The 15719-nt window shown below is 72.4% G+C and carries 15 protein-coding genes; 9 read left to right on the top strand and 6 right to left on the bottom strand.

Translation table 11 applies throughout. From position 1 onward, the window contains the following. Window positions 1–161 precede the first annotated feature (161 nt). From ACTWJ8_RS05330 to ACTWJ8_RS05320, 3 genes are all read left to right on the top strand, one after another. Entirely contained in the window at window positions 162–1085 is a 924-nt protein-coding gene (locus ACTWJ8_RS05330) for a TauD/TfdA dioxygenase family protein (RefSeq protein WP_443264813.1), read from the top strand. A 123-nt stretch (window positions 1086–1208) separates the two neighbouring features. Next, window positions 1209–2381, top strand: coding sequence for a sensor histidine kinase (locus ACTWJ8_RS05325; protein ID WP_443263112.1), 1173 nt, complete (start codon window positions 1209–1211; stop codon window positions 2379–2381). Next, window positions 2378–3031 carry a response regulator gene (locus tag ACTWJ8_RS05320; protein ID WP_443263111.1) on the top strand — a complete coding sequence of 218 codons (654 nt, stop codon included), beginning with the start codon at window positions 2378–2380 and terminating at the stop codon, window positions 3029–3031. The genes ACTWJ8_RS05325 and ACTWJ8_RS05320 overlap by 4 nt, the downstream gene beginning before the upstream one ends. A 9-nt stretch (window positions 3032–3040) precedes the next feature. Here ACTWJ8_RS05320 and ACTWJ8_RS05315 read toward each other — a convergent pair whose 3' ends face one another. Continuing rightward, window positions 3041–3391 (bottom strand): hypothetical protein, encoded by a 351-nt coding sequence (locus ACTWJ8_RS05315; protein WP_443263110.1) that lies wholly within the window; start codon window positions 3389–3391, stop codon window positions 3041–3043. 218 nt (window positions 3392–3609) lie between these two features. Between ACTWJ8_RS05315 and ACTWJ8_RS05310 the strand changes: the two genes are divergently transcribed. Further along, entirely contained in the window at window positions 3610–5727 is a 2118-nt protein-coding gene (locus ACTWJ8_RS05310) for an MMPL family transporter (RefSeq protein ID WP_443263109.1), read from the top strand. A gap of 39 nt (window positions 5728–5766) precedes the next feature. Further along, window positions 5767–6024, top strand: coding sequence for a hypothetical protein (locus ACTWJ8_RS05305; protein ID WP_443263108.1), 258 nt, complete (start codon window positions 5767–5769; stop codon window positions 6022–6024). Between the two features lie 97 nt (window positions 6025–6121). Here the strand turns inward: ACTWJ8_RS05305 and ACTWJ8_RS05300 are convergent, their stop codons facing one another. The 5 genes from ACTWJ8_RS05300 to ACTWJ8_RS05280 form a co-directional block, all read right to left on the bottom strand. Beyond that, window positions 6122–6598 carry a thioesterase family protein gene (locus ACTWJ8_RS05300; protein WP_443264812.1) on the bottom strand — a complete coding sequence of 159 codons (477 nt, stop codon included), beginning with the start codon at window positions 6596–6598 and terminating at the stop codon, window positions 6122–6124. 8 nt (window positions 6599–6606) lie between these two features. Continuing rightward, window positions 6607–7587, bottom strand: a complete 981-nt coding sequence (locus ACTWJ8_RS05295; protein ID WP_356380983.1) for a 3-hydroxyacyl-CoA dehydrogenase NAD-binding domain-containing protein — start codon at window positions 7585–7587, stop codon at window positions 6607–6609. Between the two features lie 49 nt (window positions 7588–7636). Next, entirely contained in the window at window positions 7637–8527 is an 891-nt protein-coding gene (locus ACTWJ8_RS05290; protein WP_356380980.1) for a 3-keto-5-aminohexanoate cleavage protein, read from the bottom strand. Window positions 8528–8638: 111 nt separating this feature from the next. Beyond that, window positions 8639–9481, bottom strand: a complete 843-nt coding sequence (locus ACTWJ8_RS05285; protein ID WP_356380977.1) for a TetR/AcrR family transcriptional regulator — start codon at window positions 9479–9481, stop codon at window positions 8639–8641. Between the two features lie 254 nt (window positions 9482–9735). After that, window positions 9736–10380, bottom strand: coding sequence for a dihydrofolate reductase family protein (locus ACTWJ8_RS05280; protein ID WP_356380974.1), 645 nt, complete (start codon window positions 10378–10380; stop codon window positions 9736–9738). A 152-nt stretch (window positions 10381–10532) separates the two neighbouring features. Between ACTWJ8_RS05280 and ACTWJ8_RS05275 the strand changes: the two genes are divergently transcribed. The 4 genes from ACTWJ8_RS05275 to ACTWJ8_RS05260 all read left to right on the top strand — a co-directional run bounded on the left by ACTWJ8_RS05275 (window position 10533) and on the right by ACTWJ8_RS05260 (window position 15704). Then, window positions 10533–12287 carry a sensor histidine kinase gene (locus ACTWJ8_RS05275; RefSeq protein WP_443263107.1) on the top strand — a complete coding sequence of 585 codons (1755 nt, stop codon included), beginning with the start codon at window positions 10533–10535 and terminating at the stop codon, window positions 12285–12287. Beyond that, entirely contained in the window at window positions 12284–12922 is a 639-nt protein-coding gene (locus ACTWJ8_RS05270) for a response regulator transcription factor (protein ID WP_356381648.1), read from the top strand. The genes ACTWJ8_RS05275 and ACTWJ8_RS05270 overlap by 4 nt, the downstream gene beginning before the upstream one ends. A 406-nt stretch (window positions 12923–13328) precedes the next feature. Continuing rightward, the gene (locus tag ACTWJ8_RS05265; protein ID WP_443263106.1) at window positions 13329–14855 is read left to right on the top strand and encodes a long-chain-fatty-acid--CoA ligase; all 1527 of its coding nucleotides are present in this window, start codon (window positions 13329–13331) and stop codon (window positions 14853–14855) included. An 84-nt stretch (window positions 14856–14939) separates the two neighbouring features. After that, entirely contained in the window at window positions 14940–15704 is a 765-nt protein-coding gene (locus ACTWJ8_RS05260) for a sulfite exporter TauE/SafE family protein (RefSeq protein ID WP_443263105.1), read from the top strand. Window positions 15705–15719: the final 15 nt, after the last annotated feature.

Raw genomic sequence — 15719 nt, 5'->3', positions numbered from 1 at the left:
ACCCCTCGCCGCACTCTCCCGTACGTCCCGCAGCTCCCGTAGCACCAGCCGCCGCCCCGTAGGGCGTCGGCCGCGCACGTACGGATCCCCTCGCGTTCAGCGCGTTCGCGTTCCCCTCGTCACCCGCGTGCCTGTGGAGGCTCCCCTTGTCCGTGACCGAAATGCCCCCTGCTCTCTCGCTGCGCCCCGCCCACATCCCCGCCGACGGCCTCTACGAGGGGCGCCGCGTCCTGCGCCGCACCCCCGACGGCTGGCAGGACCGCCCCTACGAACTCTTCGACCTCGTCCCGCAGGCCGCCACCATCGGTGCCGAGATCCGCGGCGTCGACCTGAACCTCCCGCTCTCCCCGGAACTGCGCGAGGAGCTGAACCGGGCGCTGCTCGAATGGAAGGTTCTGTTCTTCCGCGGCCAGCACCTCACGAGCGAACGCCAGCGCGCGTTCGCCCTCAACTGGGGCGAGCTGGAGACCAATCCGATCCTGGAGCGCGGTGACAGCGCCGACGTCGTCCGCTTCGACAAGGGTGCGGGTGGCGTCCCCAGCTTCGAGAACGTGTGGCACACCGATGTCACCTTCCGCGAGCGCCCCGCCCTGGGCGCCGTGCTCCAGCTGCGCGAGGTCCCGCCGTTCGGCGGTGACACCATGTGGGCCGACATGGCCGCCGCGTACGACAACCTGTCCGACGAGGTGAAGGAGCGGATCGAGGGTGCCGAGGCCGAGCACGACTTCCTGCCCGGTTTCCGCCGCTTCTACGGGCCCGAACGCCTCGCCCAGTGGCAGGAGTTGTTCCCGCCGGTCGTCCACCCCGTGGTGCGCCGTCACCCCGAGACCGGGCGCCGCATGCTCTTCGTGAACACGTCGTTCACCACCCGCATCCTCGGCATGGAGCGCGCCGAGAGCGACCGGCTGCTGCGGCTGCTGTACCAGCAGGCCCATGTGCCGGAGTTCCAGGTGCGGTTCCACTGGCAGGCCGGCGACATCGCGTTCTGGGACAACCGCGCCACCCAGCACTACGCGGTCGCCGACTACGGCGACGCACGCCGGGTCGCCGAGCGCGTCGCCATCGCGGGGGACCGCCCCTTCTGAGGCACCGGTGCGGGCGGCCCGAAATCCCTCGCACCGGCGAGGTGTTGGCCGGGCCGCCCCTCGATACTGGCCCCGCGGAGCCGTGCCGCTCCGCTCAGGGACCAGGCCACGAGGAGCCGCACCATGCGTCTGCCGCGCCGCACCAGCCCGTACCTCGTCGACGGGGCGCTCGCCGCGCTCGTCCTGTTCGCCGTGTCCCTGCAGTTCCTGTTCCCCGACGAGGGCGGCGACCCGCTCTCCTGGCAGGGCTTCCTGCTGGGCGCGGGCACGGCGGTGCCGCTCGTGTGGCGGCGGCGCGCGCCGATCCTGTCCGCGGCCGCCGTCTCCTGCGCGACGCCCGCGATGGCGCTGTACCACGCGCCGCCGCCCGACGTCGTGTACGGCGGGCTCGTCGTGCTCTACACGATGGCCGCGTACGCGGAGCGGGTGCCGCGCCGCATCATGTTCGTCGGCTGGCTGATCGGCGCGTCGGCGACCATGTCGATGAAGGAGCACGCCGAACCCTTCGAGTACGCCTTCCATCTGCTCAGCCTCCTGAGTGCCTACGGGTTCGGGCTGTTGGCCCGCACGCAGCGCGCGTACACCACCGCCCTGGAGGAGCGCGCCCGCGCCCTGGAGCGCGAGCGCGAGATCGATCGCGCGCGGGTCGTCGCCGGTGAACGCGCCCGCATCGCCCGCGACATGCACGACGTCGTCGGCCACGCCGTCAGCCTGATGGTCGTCCAGGCCGAAGCGGGCCCCGTCGTGGTCCGCAGCAACCCCGCACGCGCCGAGGCCGCCTTCGATGCCATCGCGGGCGCCGGACGCGAGGCCATGCAGCAACTCCGGCTGATCCTCGGCGTGTTGACCGACACCGGCAACGGCGGGACCGCCCCCGCGGCGCCCGTCCCCGGCCTCGACCGCCTCCCCGACCTCGTACGGCAGGTCACCGCCACCACCGACGTGACCGTCACCCTGCGCACCACCGGCCACCCCCGCCCCATCGGCACCGAAACGGAGACCGCCGCCTACCGCATCGTCCAGGAAGCCCTGACCAACACCGTCAAGCACGCGTACGCTGCCCGAGCGGACGTACAACTCGACTGGGGGGACACGGAGTTGGCGATCACCGTGACCGACGACGGGGCCGGCCCTGCCGCGCCAGGAGCCGGTGCGGGCCGCGGCCTCATCGGCATTCGCGAGCGCGCCGCGGCCTGCGGCGGCAGCGCCGACAGCGGCCCGGCGCCCGACGGCGGGTTCCGCGTCACCGCCCGGCTTCCCGCCGCGCGCAGACCGGCCGCCGAGCACGCGCCATGAGCATCCGCGTCGTCGTCGCCGACGACCAGGAACTCGTGCGCAGCGGCTTCGCCATGATCCTCGAAGCGCAGCCCGACATCGAGGTCGTCGCCGAGGCGGCCGACGGCGCCGAGGCCGTCACCGCCGTGCGCCGGCACGCCCCCGACGTCCTCCTGCTCGACATCCGCATGCCGCACATGGACGGCATCGAGGCGGCCCGCCGCGTCTGCGAACAGTCCGGCTGCCGCGTCGTCATGCTCACCACCTTCGACCTCGACGAGTACGTCTACGAGGCGCTGTACGCGGGCGCGTCCGGGTTCCTCCTGAAGGACGTGCGCCGCGACGACCTCGTGCACGCGGTCCGCGTCGTGGCGGCCGGCGACTCGCTCCTCGCCCCGTCCGTGACCCGCCGCCTCGTCGCCGACATCGCCCGGCGCAGGCCCAGGCCCCCGCAGCCGTCCACCCTCGAGGCCCTCACGGCCCGCGAGACGGAAACCCTGCGCCACCTCGCCCGCGGCCTCACCAACGCGGAGATCGCCGCGACCCTCCACGTCAGCGAACACACCGTCAAGACCCACGTCAGCAACGTCCTGAGCAAGCTGCATCTGCGCGACCGGGTCCAGGCGGTCATCCGCGCGTACGAGTCGGGGCTGGTGGCGCCGGGGGAGTGACGCGGGGGATCAGTCGCCCTGGGACCAGGCGGCGCACGGCAGCGACAGGTAGACGCCGACGTCGTCGAGCCCCGTCGCGGCGCGGACGGCCGCATGCAGCGCGTCCACGCGCTCCTGACGGTCGGCCTCCCTGGTGGCCGTCCACTTCGACTTGACCTCGATCACCACCGCGAGCCCGCTGCGGTCCAGCGGGCCCAACGCCCGGAAGCGGATCTCGACGTCCCCTGGCTGAAGGTCCCCGTCGTACGGCTCCTCGGGGCACTCCACGGCCAGCGACACCAGGTGCGGCAGAACGGAGCCGAGCTCGCGCAGCCGGGCCTCGGGGACGGTGGGCGCGTGGGTCACTTCGACGAGCGGCATTCCGGAGACCCTATGCGGAGCCGTCGCCCTTGATCAATTCCCCTCGGGCCCGCCGGTGTGCCGGGGCGGCCGGTGTCCGGCCCTCACCCCCGCGACCCATGCCGGCCGCCCCGCCTCCCTCCCGCGCGCGAGCCGCGAACCACCCGCACCGGCGATCCGCCGAACCCGGTAGGCGACGACGCTGACGGGGACCCATCGGAATCCTCCGAGGAGGCGCCGTGCTCAGCGCACTCGCCCGGACGGCCACCCGCCGTCCCCGTACCGTGATCCTCACCTGGCTCGCCCTGATCGTGCTCGGTTTCGGGCTCGGCACCGGCGTCTTCGGCCGGCTCTCCGACTCCGTCCCCGACGTACCGGGCACCGAGTCCGACCGCACCGCCGAACTCCTCGACGACATCGACCCGCGCGGCGAGTCCCTCAGCGCCGTCGTCGAGGCGCCCCGCGTCACCGACCCCGCCCTGCGCGAGCGCGTCGAGCGGACCGTCGACGAGCTGCGCCGCGTCCCCGGCGTCGCCGCCGTCCCCGACCCGTACACCACCCGTGGCCTGGCCTCCGGCGACGGACGCGCGCTCATCGTGCCCGTCACCCTGAAGGGCGGCCTCGACGACGACGCCGAGGAGCGGACCGTCGACGCGGTCGCCGAGCGGGCCAAGGAGATCGACGGCGCCGGCGTACACGTCAGCGGCGGCCCCCTGCTCGGCAAGCAGCTCGGCGAGCGGGCCCAGGAGGACGTGCAGCGCGCCGAGCTGATCTCCCTGCCCGTCGTCCTCGGGCTGCTCCTGCTGATCTTCGGCGGGCTGCGCGCCGCCGGACTGCCGCTGCTCGTCGCGGTCAGCGGGGTCGCGGGCGCGTTCCTCGCCCTGTTCGGCTTCAGCCAGATCACCGAGATCTCCGTGTACGTGATCCAGGTGACGACCATGCTCGGCCTCGGCCTCGCCGTCGACTACGCACTGCTGATGGTGATGCGGTTCCGGGAGGAGCGCAGGACCAGCGCGGACGTCACCGAGGCCGTGCACCGCACCGTCGAACGCGCGGGCCGCACCATCCTCTTCTCCGGACTCACCGTCGCCGTCAGCCTCAGCGGACTGCTCGTCTTCCCGAGCCCGTTCCTGCGCAGCATGGGCCTCGCCGTCGCCGCCGTCGTGGTCGTCGACATGCTCGCCGCGCTGACTCTGCTGCCCGCGCTGCTCACCCGCTTCGGCGGGCGCATCGCCCCGGCCAAGAGCCGCGAACCCGGCGCCGAAGGCCGCGTCTTCGCCCGCATCGCCCGGTTCGCGATCCGCCGCCCCGTCGCCGTCATGACGGTCGGCGTCCTCGCCCTGCTCGCGCTCGCCCTGCCCGTCACGAACCTGCGCATCGACATCGGCGACGCCCGCCAGCTCCCCGCCTCCACCGAGGCCCGACAGCTCTACGACACCGTGCGCGCGCACTACCCGCAGGGCGTCGGCGTCGACCCGGTCGTCGTCGTGGCGCGCCCCGGCACCGACCCGACGTTCGAGACCCGCGTGCGGCGCCTCGACGGCGTCGCGTCGACCGAGGCGACCACCCTCGACGACGGCACCCGCGTCCTCCACCTCACCCCGTCGGGCCCGGTCGACGGCGCCACCGCGACCCGACTCGTCGAGAACGTAAGGGAGTTGAGGGACGGCGACCCGGTGACCGTCGCGGGCGTCGCCGCCCGGCTCGTCGACTTCCGGCAGATGCTCGCCGACCGCGCCCCGTGGGCCGCGCTCACCGTCCTCGGCGGCATCCTCGCCCTGCTCTTCGCGTTCACCGGCTCCGTCCTCATCCCACTGCGCACGGTCCTGACGACCCTGCTCAGCCTGGGCGCCGCGCTCGGCATCGTCGTCCTCGTCTTCCAGGACGGCCACCTCGCGTCCTGGCTCGGCGGCGAAGGGCTCGGCGCGCTGAGCCTGACCGCGCCCCCGCTCATCGTCGCGATCGCCTTCGGGCTCGCCATGGACTACGAGCTGTTCATCCTCGCCCGGATGCGCGAGTCGTGGCTCGCCACGGGGGACGCGCGGGAGGCCGTCGTGACCGGCCTGCGACGCTCCGGACGCGTCGTGAGCTGCGCCGCGCTGCTGCTCGCCGTCGTCTTCGGCGCCTTCATGACCGGCGGTTTCGCGCCCATCCTGGAGATCGGCCTCGGCCTCACCCTGGCGGTCGTCATCGACGCGACGCTCGTCCGGATGCTGCTCGTCCCCGCGACGATGGCGCTGCTCGGCACGCGCGCGTGGTGGGCACCCCGCGCCCTGCGCGGGCTGCACGAGCGGATCGGCCTGCGAGAGGAGGAAGCGGCACCGACGGAACCGTTGATGACACCACGTCAGCCGTGACGACCGTGCCCTCGCCGAATCATGATCGTTGGGCGGGGCATGCACAGCACCACGAAGCGCATCGCCGCTGCTCTGTTCCTGGCCGCTTCGGCGGCGTCCCTCGCCACTCCGGCCGTGGCCGACGGAGCGACTGAAGGCGTCCCGAGCCCGGACGCGATCTCCGCGAAGTCCGCGCCCCCGCCCGCCGCCCCCACCGCGGGCGACTCCTCCGACGCGGACGAGGGCATCGACCCGGCGAAGGTCTTGAAGACCGGCACGATCAGTTCGGAGGGATCGCCGATCTCGTTCCTGGGCTGACGCCGCCGCCTCGACATCCCTGTGCCGCGTCGTACGCCGACGAGGGCCCCGGACACACGGTCCGGGGCCCTCGTACGTCAGGCGGACGAGCGCGTCGTCAGACGACGGCGATCGACCGGCCCGCCCACTCGGGAGCGGGCTCCGTCAGCTCGGTGAAGCGGTCGCGGACCGCGGCCGGGAACTCGGCCGCCTTCCCCGCCTCCTGGTCGACGTGGATCGCCAGCAGCTCGGTGGTCGCCACCGGAGCCGCGTTCGGCGCCGGCTCACCGGCCTCGTCGTCCACCACGAACATCTCGTGCGTGAACCGCGCCTTCTTCGACGCCACACCCAACACCCGCGTACGGATGGCGAGATGGGCGCCCTCGGGCACGTCCCGCAGATAGCGGATGTGCGACTCGACCGTGTAGAGCGAGCAGTGCGTGGTCTCCCGGTACGTGGAGTCCAGGCCCGTCTCGATCATCATGGCGTCCGTGGCGTGCCCGAAGGCGAGCACGTAGAACGCCTCGCTCATGTGGCCGTTGTAGTCGATCCACTCGGGGCGCACCGTGCGGTGCAGCAGGGGCAGTGCGGTGATTGCGGTACTCATCGCGGATCCGCCTTCCCACTGCCGTTCTTGTTCAACCGGCCTGTGGCACGCAGCACATCGATGACGCCCTGGTCGCGCTCGGCCACGAGGTCGGCGATGGAACGGCCGTCGGCGGCGACGTCGCAGCCCGCGACCACGGAGTCGTACAGCTGCTTGTCCAGCTCCGGGGCCTCGAGACGCGTCCACGGCGACTTCAGGGACGGGCCGAAGTGGTCGAGCATGTGCGCCATGCCGCCCTCGCCGCCCGCGAGCGCGAACGTCAGCATCGGGCCCATGAACGCCCAGCGCAGGCCGGGGCCCTCGGTGATCGAGTCGTCGATCTCCTTCACCGTGGCCTCGCCGTTGGCGACCATGTGCAGCGCCTCGCGCCACAGGGCCTCCTGGAGGCGGTTGGCGATGAAGCCGGGCACCTCGCGGTCCATCGTGATCACGGACTTGCCGGCGACCTCGTAGAAGCGGGAGGCCCACGCGGTGGCGTCCGCGTCGGTCTTCTCGCCGCCGACGACCTCGACGAGCGGGATCAGGTACGGCGGGTTGAACGGGTGGCCGACGACCAGGCGCGCCGGGTTCGCGGCCGTGGTCTGCATGTCGGTCATCGGGTAGCCGGACGTCGACGAGGCGATGACGACGCCCTCCGGGGCCGCCGCGTCCAGGCGGGACAGCAGGTCGCGCTTGAGGTCGAGGTCCTCGGGGGCGCTCTCCTGTACGAACTGGGCGTCGGCGACGGCCTCTTCGAGCGTCGGGGCGACGGTGAGGCGGTCGCGCGAGGCGCCGTCGGCGAGGCCCATCTCGGTGAGCGCGGGCCAGGCGGCGTCGACGAGGCGGCGCAGCTTCTGCTCGGCGTCGGGGGCCGGGTCCCAGGCCGTCACGTCGTAGCCGCGGGCCAGGAAGTGGGCGACCCAGCCGCCGCCGATGACGCCGGCTCCGACGCAGGCGACCCGGCGGACGTCCTCGGGAGCGGTGAGGGGGGAGGTCATGAGGGTGGTGTTGCCTTCCGGTGGGGCGGATGTTGCGGGGGACGGGGCGTCAGGAGCGCGGCTTGAGGCCGAGGATCTCGCGGGCCTCGTCCGGCGTCGCGACGCGCGAGCCGATGGACTCCGTGATGGTCACGGCGCGCTCGACGAGCTGGGCGTTGGTCGCCTTGTTGCCCTTGCCGAGGTACAGGTTGTCCTCCAGGCCGACGCGGGCGTGGCCGCCGAGCAGGATGGACTGTGCGACCCACGGCATCTGCATCCGGCCGAGCGCGAAGCTCGCGAAGCGGGCACCCTCCGGCAGCATGTTGACCATCGACTGGAGCACGCCCGGGTCGGCGGGGGCGCCCCACGGAATGCCCATGCACAGCTGGAACACGGTCGGGTCGTCGAGCAGCCCCTCCGCGAGGAGCTGCTTGGCGAACCACAGCTGGCCGGTGTCGAAGATCTCCAGCTCGGGCCGCACGCCCAGCTCCTGGATGCGCTTGGCGCCCTGGCGCAGCATGTCGGGCGTCGACACGTACAGGTTCGAGCCGTCGCCGAAGTTCAGCGAACCGCAGTCGAGCGTGCAGATGTCGGGCAGCAGGTCCTCGACGTGCGGCAGCCGCTCGAGGCCGCTCACGAGGTCGGTGCCGGGCAGGTGGGTGGTGGGGTCGTCCGGGTCGATCACCAGGTCGCCGCCCATGCCTGCGGTCAGGTTGATGACGACGTCGGTGCCGGTCTCCTTGATCCGCTCGACGACCTCCCGGTACAGCTTCGGGTCGCGCGACGGGTCACCGGTCTCCGGGTTCCGTACGTGGATGTGGACGACCGCAGCACCGGCCTCCGCGGCCTCCACGGCGTTCTTGGCGATCTGCTCCGGGGTGACGGGAACGTGCGGGCTCTTCCGCACGGTGTCACCGGCACCGGTGAGCGCGGCGGTGATGATGACGTTCTCGGTGGGCATAGGGGGACCTCCCAGGTGACGGGCATGTGACGGGCTGTTTTGAGCGGGTGGGGCGGGTACTTGTGAGCCCCGGTTCCGGGACGAGGGCCGGCGGAGCCCCGAGGCCTGGGGTCAGGGGACCAGCACGGTGCGCTCGACGTAGGACAGCAGAGCCGCATGCATCGCATCGGCCCCGCCGTCCCCAGGCCGGGACGCCAGGACTTGCGTGGCGAGTCCGTCGATCAGCGCGGTCAGCGCATACGCGACGGATTCCGGATCAACGCTCGACCGGAACACCCCTTGGTCGACCCCGCGCCGCAGGACGTCCGCCACGGTCGACCGCCACTGCCGGTAGTAGTCGGTGTGCAGCCGCCCCACCGTCGTGGAGCGCGCTGCCTCGGCCCACAGGTCGAGCCACACCTTCCACTGGCGTCGCTGCTGCTCCGTGCGCGGCGTCTGCAACTCGATGAGCTGCCGCAGCTCAGCCGCCGCGTCGTCCGCCTCGGCGAGGCGCGCGGCGCGGTGCTGCGTGTCCTCGTCCATGCACCAGCGCACCGCGGCCTCCAGGAGGTCCGCGCGACCGGGGAAGTGGTAGTGGATCGCGGCGGTGCTGGTGGCGCAGGCGCGGGCGATGTCGGAGACCCGCACCGCGTGGAACCCGTGCTCGGCGATCAGCCGGACCGTCGCCTGCACGATCTGGAGCGGCCTGCCGCCCTCGACGGGCGCGGGCGGCTCGGCCTCGGCCTCCAGCGGGCGCGCGCCGAGCAGCCAGCCCGCGTCGACGCGCCCCTCGTCGGCGATCCGCGCCAGCTCGGCCACCGTGAACCGGCGGGTCCCGCTCAGCGAGCGGGAGAGCTTCGACGGATCCATGACGATGCGGCGCGCGAACTCGCGCTGGCTGACACCGGCCGCCGTGATGACCTCACGGACGCGGGCGGCGGTGTCGGCAGGGGATGCCTCGTTGCTGGATTCCACGGGGCACGACCCTAACCATGCGTTGAGAAGAACTCAACATCGCGGTCATGGATAGCGTGAAGACGCAGGCCATTGAGCCTCTGACTGTCTCATCAGTCATCATCGCAACACTCGCCCCACGGCAGGCCGGGACACGTCCCACGTGCCGTGCAAGCAAAGAGTGCGCTGTGAATCGCGCCAACACCCTTGCCCGCTGATGGAGACGGAGAGCCGCGCACGCGTGGTTCACGAAGCGGAGGCGCCGACGAAATCCGCTACGGCCGGGTGAACGTCATGTGCGTGACCCCGCCGGGCGTGCTCACGGACTCGATTCGGAAGCGCTTCTCGAGATCCTCCAGGCCGTCCCACAGGCGCTCGCCCCGACCCAGGACGATCGGCACGACGGCGACGTGAAGATGATCGACGAGGTCCTCAGCGAGGAACGCGCGGACCGTGGAGGGGCCGCCGCCGATCCGTACGTCGAGCCCGCCCGCGGCTTCCCGCGCCTGCCGCAGTGCCTCCTGCGGCGTCGCGTCCACGAAGTGGAACGTGGTGCCGCCCTCCATCTCCACCGAAGGCCGCGGATGATGGGTCAGGACGAACACCGGTGTGTGGAACGGCGGATTCGGCCCCCACCAGCCGGTCCAGTCCTCGTCCTCCCAAGGCCCGCGCTGGGGACCGAACTTGTTCCGCCCCATGATCTCGGCCCCGATGCCGTCCGCCCAGGTGCCGGCGACGGCGTCGTCGACCCCCGTGCTCCCGCCGGTCTTGCCGATCATCCGCTGGAAGGTCCGCGTCGGGAAGAACCACTCGTGGAGCCGCTCGCCGGCGTGACCGAACGGCGCTTCGAGGCTCTGGCCCTCGCCGGTGGCGAAGCCATCCACGGAGACGGAGAAATTGTGGACCCTCACACGGGACATGGCACGGCCTCCAGCCGTCGGGGCGACGCGATCACGAACCGCGGTCACCGGCTTCGAGCGAGCCTAGGCCCACGCCTCCATGACCACAATCAGTGCCGGTGCGCTCCCGGCCCGAGTCCCGCGACGACCCCGAAATGCCTTACCGTGTGGCCGTGGACAGTCAGGGTGAGCGGGCGGTTCGGCTGCGCCTGACCGGGGCCGCGGTCCTCGCCGCAGTATCGGGCGGGGCGGGAGCATGGGCGTACGCGCGCAGCGGCGCCTCCGCGGGGGATCTCGTACGGGACCTCGCCGTGGGCTGGGCGTACGCGGTCGCCGGCCTCCTCGCCTGGCGCCGCAGGCCCGCCAACCACACCGGCCGCCTGATGGTGCTCGAGGGCATCACCTGGTTCTTCGGCAACCTCCAGGGCACCGCGGTGCCCGCCCTGTTCGCCTTCGGCGCCTGGTGGGAGGCGCTGAACATGGCGATCCTGCTGCACCTCATCCTGTCGTTCCCCGAAGGCCGCCTCACCACGGTCCTCACTCGCCGCCTGGTGCAGATCGCGTACGGGCTCGTCGCCGTCGGCGGATTCGTGCGCACGCTCCTGTTCGACCCGGCGACCGCGACCGGGGCGACGTACCTGGACTGCCGCGACTGCGGCCCCAATCTGCTGCACGTGCCCGCCTGGGACGACCTTTTCGGTCCCTTCGACGCCGCCTATCACGCGGCGGGCTGGGTGATCTCGGCCGTCGCCGCCGTCGCGATCGTGCAGCGCTGGCGGCAGGCGTCCGCCGCCCGCAGGCGCGCCCTGCTGCCCGCCTGGATCGGCATCGGCGTCGCCACGGTCTTCCTCATGTGGGACATGCTGTTCTACGTGGTGCCGTGGTTCGGCGGCGTCGGCTCGATCGCCGAACAGGCCGTGTACCTCCTTTCGGACCTCGCCCAGGTCGCCGTCCCGTTCGCCTTCCTGGGCGGACTGCTGCGCATGCGGCTCCAGCGCGCCGAGGTCAGCGGCCTCGTCATCGACATCGGCACCGACTCCGACCCGGCCCGGCTGCGCGAGGCCCTCGTCCGCGTCCTCGGCGATCCGACGCTGCGGCTCGGCCTGTGGGACGAGGAGCGCGGCCGGTACGTCGACGGCTCGGGCCGCGAGGTCGCCGAGGGCGGCGCCGGGCGCACCCCGGTCGCCGCCGCCGACGGCCGCCCGCTCGCCCTGCTGCACCACGACCCGGCGCTCGACGAGGACCCCGACCTGCTCGCCTCCGTGGCGGCCGCCCTGCGCCTCGCCCTGGAGAACGTCTGGCTCCGTACGCGCGCGAAGGACGTCGCCACCCGCATCGTGCAGGCCGCCGACGCCGAGCGCGGACGCCTGGAGCGCGATCTGCACGACGGCGCGCAGACCCGCCTCGTGTTCGCCCTGATGTCGGTGCGCCGTGTGCAGAAGGGCCTCGCCGAGCACCCGGACGCGACGCTGCGCGAGGCCGCCGACGAGGCCGAGTCCAGCCTGCGCCTGGCCATCGAGGAGCTGCGCGGCATCGCCCACGGCATCCACCCCGCCGTCCTCACCCGCGAGGGCCTCGCCGCCGCGCTGAGCGCGCTCGCCGAGGAGGCCACCGTCCCGGTCGTCGTCGCGGCCGAACCGCGCCGCTACGACCCCCTGGTCGAGTCCACCGCCTACTTCACCGTCTGCGAGGCCCTCAGCAACGCGGCCAAGCACGCGGAGGCCCGCGCCGTCAGCGTCTCCGCACGGCACCACGAAGGGCGCCTGGTGGTGGAGACCGTCGACGACGGCGTCGGCGGCGTCGACCTCGCGCGCGGCACGGGGCTGCGCGGACTCGCCGACCGGCTCGCCGCCGTCGACGGCGTACTGCACATCCACAGCCCCGCCGGGGGCGGAACCAGAATCAGGGCGGAGCTGCCGTGCGGGTGATCGTCGCCGAGGACTCGGCACTCCTTCGGCTCGGGATCGTACGACTGCTCACGGACGAGGGCATCGAGGTGGCCGCCGAGTGCGCGGACACCGCGCCGCTGCTCGCTCTGGTCGCCGAGCACGAGCCGGACGCCGTGCTGCTCGACATCCGCATGCCGCCCACGCACACCGACGAGGGCCTGATCGCGGCGGCGGCCGTGCGCGCCGCGCACCCCGGCACCGGGGTGCTGCTGCTGTCCCAGTACGTGGAGACGAACGCGTCGGTGCGGGCGCTCGCCGAGCGGCCCGAGGGCTTCGGCTACCTCCTCAAGGAGCGCGTCGCCGACGCCGAGGAGCTGAGCGGGGCGCTGAAGCGGGTGGCCGCGGGGGAGACCGTGGTGGATCCGCTGGTGGTGGCCCGCCTGATGGACGCGCCGCGCGCCTCGGGGCCGCTCGACGACCTCACGGGGCGCGAGCGCGATGTGCTGGCGTTGATGGCCGAGGGGCGCTCGAACGAGGCCATCGCGCGGAAGCTGGTCATCGGCGGCAAGACGGTCGAGACCCACGTCCGCAATGTCTTCGCCAAGCTCGGCCTGGAGTCGGACCCCGCCGAGCACCGTCGCGTCATGGCGGTGCTTCGCTTCCTGCGCGGCTGAACCGCGCCTCCCGCGCGCGTGGTGACGCGCGGATCCCGTGGCGGGACACATCCCGTGGCGGGACACATCCCGTGGCGGGACACATCCCGTGGTGGGGCAAAGATCCCGGCTACCCGCTCCGGCGGACGACGTGCTTCCCCCGTAGCCCCCGTGCTCCCCCGTACGTCGTCCGCGGAGCGGTGCCGGACCTCCACAGTAGGCGGGCCGACCGGCGGGGACATCAGGGTGAGCCCTGAGATCCGGAAGTGAGCCAGGGCACATACCGCTCGGTAGGGGACGAGGCGTAGAGTCACCCCAGGACGGCAAAACTAGCGGCGCTAATTTACCGCTGTGGTGACCGCTGTTGTGCCCTCCCGACCTGGTCCACCGACGCACCAGCAGTCAGTACGGAACGGAGCGCACCCCGATGGCCACCCTCTCGCTCGCCGCGATCCTCGCCGACAACGCCCGTCGGCACCCCGACAAGACCGGACTCGTCGCGGGCGAGCGGCGCCTCACCTTCGCGCAGCTGTGGCTCGAGGTCCGCAAGCAGGCCGCCGCCCTCGCCGAACTCGGCGTACGCCCCGGCGACAAGGTCGCCCTCATGGCGCCCAACACCGCCGAGTTCCCGCGCGCCTACTACGCGGCCATCGCCGCCGGCGCCACCGTCGTCCCCGTCCACCTGCTCCTGTCGGCGCACGAGGTGGAGCACGTCCTCGAGGACAGCGGCTCCACGCTCCTGCTGTGCCACCCCGCGCAGGCCGAGACGGGCCGGGCCGCCGCCGACGCCGTCGGCGTGCGCACCGTCGTCCTCGGCGCCGACGGCGAACTGGAGAAGCTCACCGACGCCGCCGAGCCCATCGCCACGTACGCCACGCGCGACGCCGACGACGCGGCCGTCGTCTTCTACACCAGCGGCACCACCGGTGTCCCCAAGGGCGCCGTGCTCAGCCACCTCAACCTGGTGATGAACGCGACCGTGGAGGCCTTCGACTGCAACGAGCACAGCCCGAACGACATCGTCCTCGGCGCCCTCCCGCTCTTCCACGCCTTCGGCCAGACCGCCTCCATGCACGCCACCTGGCGCGCCGGTAAGACGCTCGTCCTGATGCCGCGCTTCGACGCCGCCAAGGCCGTCGAGCTGATGGTCCGCGAGGGCGTCACCGTCTTCCAGGGCGTGCCCACCATGTACGTGCACCTGCTCACGGCCGCCGCGCAGGCCCTCGAGCAGGGCACCGAACTGCCGCGCCTGCGCGTCGCGGTGTCCGGCGGCGCCTCGCTGCCCGTCGCCGTCCTCGAACGCTTCCAGGAGCTCTTCGGCGCCCCCGTCCACGAGGGATACGGACTGAGCGAGACCTCGCCCGTCGCCGCCGTCAACCAGCCCTGGTACGGCGCCAAGGCGGGCACCATCGGCCACTCCATCTGGGGCGTCGACGTCGAGGTCGCCCGCGCCGAACTCGACGACCGCATCGAACTGCTGCCCACCGGCGAGCTCGGCGAGATCGTCGTGCGCGGCCACTGCGTGTTCTCCGGCTACCTGGGCCGCCCCGAACAGACCGCGGAGGCCCTCGTCGACGGCTGGTTCCGCACCGGCGACCTCGGCACCAAGGACGAGGACGGCTACTTGCGCATCGTCGACCGCAAGAAGGATGTCATCATCCGCGGCGGCTACAACGTCTACCCGCGCGAGGTCGAGGAGGTGCTGATGCGCCACCCCGGCATCGACCACGTCGCCGTCATCGGCCTGCCCGACGACGTGCACGGCGAGGAGGTCTGCGCGGTCGTCGTCCCCAAGCCCGGCGCCACCCTCGACGCCGCCGAACTCACCTCCTGGTCCAAGGAGAACCTCGGCAAGCACAAGTACCCGCGCCGCGTGGAGTTCACCGACCAACTCCCGCTCGGCCCCAGCATGAAGGTCCTCAAGCGCGAACTGCGCGACACCTATGCGGGCTGAAGCGGGGATGAAGCGCGCCACGCGTATCACCATGTGGCGCCGCTGACGCAGGCCAGATAGTTGGGTCTAGCATCTGTCCTCGCCATGCACGACATATTCGGGATCACGCCCTGGGAGTTCGCCGCCCTGGCCGCCGCGGCCATGGTGGTGGGGTTCTCCAAGACCGCCGTCAGCGGCGCCAACACGGTCAGCCTCGCGGTGTTCGCCGCGATCCTGCCCGCACGCGCTTCCACGGGGGTGCTGCTGCCGATCCTCATCTGCGGCGACATCCTCGCCGTCCTCACCTACCGCCGGCACGCCCACTGGCCCACGCTGTGGCGGCTGTTCCCCGCCGTCGGCGCCGGAGTGGTCCTCGGCACCGTCTTCCTCGGCTTCGCGGGGGACGGCGCCGTACGGATGTCGATCGGCGCGATCCTGCTCGTCATGGCGGGCGTGACGGTCTGGCGTCGCAAGGTCGCCGCCACCCCGGAGGTGGAGGCGACGCCCACCCGCGCGGCCCGCGTCAAGGCGGGCTCGTACGGGGTGCTCGGCGGCTTCACCACCATGGTCGCCAACGCGGGCGGGCCCGTGATGTCCATGTACCTGCTGTCCGCCGGCTTCCGGAAGCTCGGCTTCCTGGGCACCTCCGCGTGGTTCTTCCTCATCGTGAACTCCGCGAAGGTGCCGTTCAGCGTCGGCCTCGGCCTCATCGACGGCCGCTCGCTGCTGCTCGACGCCGCGCTCGTGGTGTTCGTCGTGCCGGGCGCCCTCATCGGCAAGGCGTGCGTCAACCGCATCAACCAGCGCCTCTTCGAACAGCTCGTCATCGCCGCGACGGTCCTCGGCGGCCTCCAACTGCTCCTGCGCTGACGCCCGCGCTCGGAG

Source organism: Streptomyces sp. SDT5-1 (assembly GCF_052245995.1).
Lineage (GTDB): Bacteria > Actinomycetota > Actinomycetes > Streptomycetales > Streptomycetaceae > Streptomyces.
The sequence above is the reverse complement of the archived record's forward strand: the minus strand, read 5'-3'. Positions and strand labels throughout refer to the sequence as shown.

Excerpts from the sequence above, each read along its gene's own strand:
- ACTWJ8_RS05330 (WP_443264813.1), top strand. The coding sequence starts at position 162 with ATGCCCCCTGCTCTCTCGCTGCGCCCCGCCCACATCCCCGCCGACGGC.
- ACTWJ8_RS05325 (WP_443263112.1), top strand. The coding sequence starts at position 1,209 with ATGCGTCTGCCGCGCCGCACCAGCCCGTACCTCGTCGACGGGGCGCTC.
- ACTWJ8_RS05320 (WP_443263111.1), top strand. The coding sequence starts at position 2,378 with ATGAGCATCCGCGTCGTCGTCGCCGACGACCAGGAACTCGTGCGCAGC.
- ACTWJ8_RS05315 (WP_443263110.1), bottom strand. The coding sequence starts at position 3,391 with ATGCCGCTCGTCGAAGTGACCCACGCGCCCACCGTCCCCGAGGCCCGG.
- ACTWJ8_RS05305 (WP_443263108.1), top strand. The coding sequence starts at position 5,767 with ATGCACAGCACCACGAAGCGCATCGCCGCTGCTCTGTTCCTGGCCGCT.
- ACTWJ8_RS05295 (WP_356380983.1), bottom strand. The coding sequence starts at position 7,587 with ATGACCTCCCCCCTCACCGCTCCCGAGGACGTCCGCCGGGTCGCCTGC.
- ACTWJ8_RS05290 (WP_356380980.1), bottom strand. The coding sequence starts at position 8,527 with ATGCCCACCGAGAACGTCATCATCACCGCCGCGCTCACCGGTGCCGGT.
- ACTWJ8_RS05280 (WP_356380974.1), bottom strand. The coding sequence starts at position 10,380 with ATGTCCCGTGTGAGGGTCCACAATTTCTCCGTCTCCGTGGATGGCTTC.
- ACTWJ8_RS05265 (WP_443263106.1), top strand. The coding sequence starts at position 13,329 with ATGGCCACCCTCTCGCTCGCCGCGATCCTCGCCGACAACGCCCGTCGG.
- ACTWJ8_RS05260 (WP_443263105.1), top strand. The coding sequence starts at position 14,940 with ATGCACGACATATTCGGGATCACGCCCTGGGAGTTCGCCGCCCTGGCC.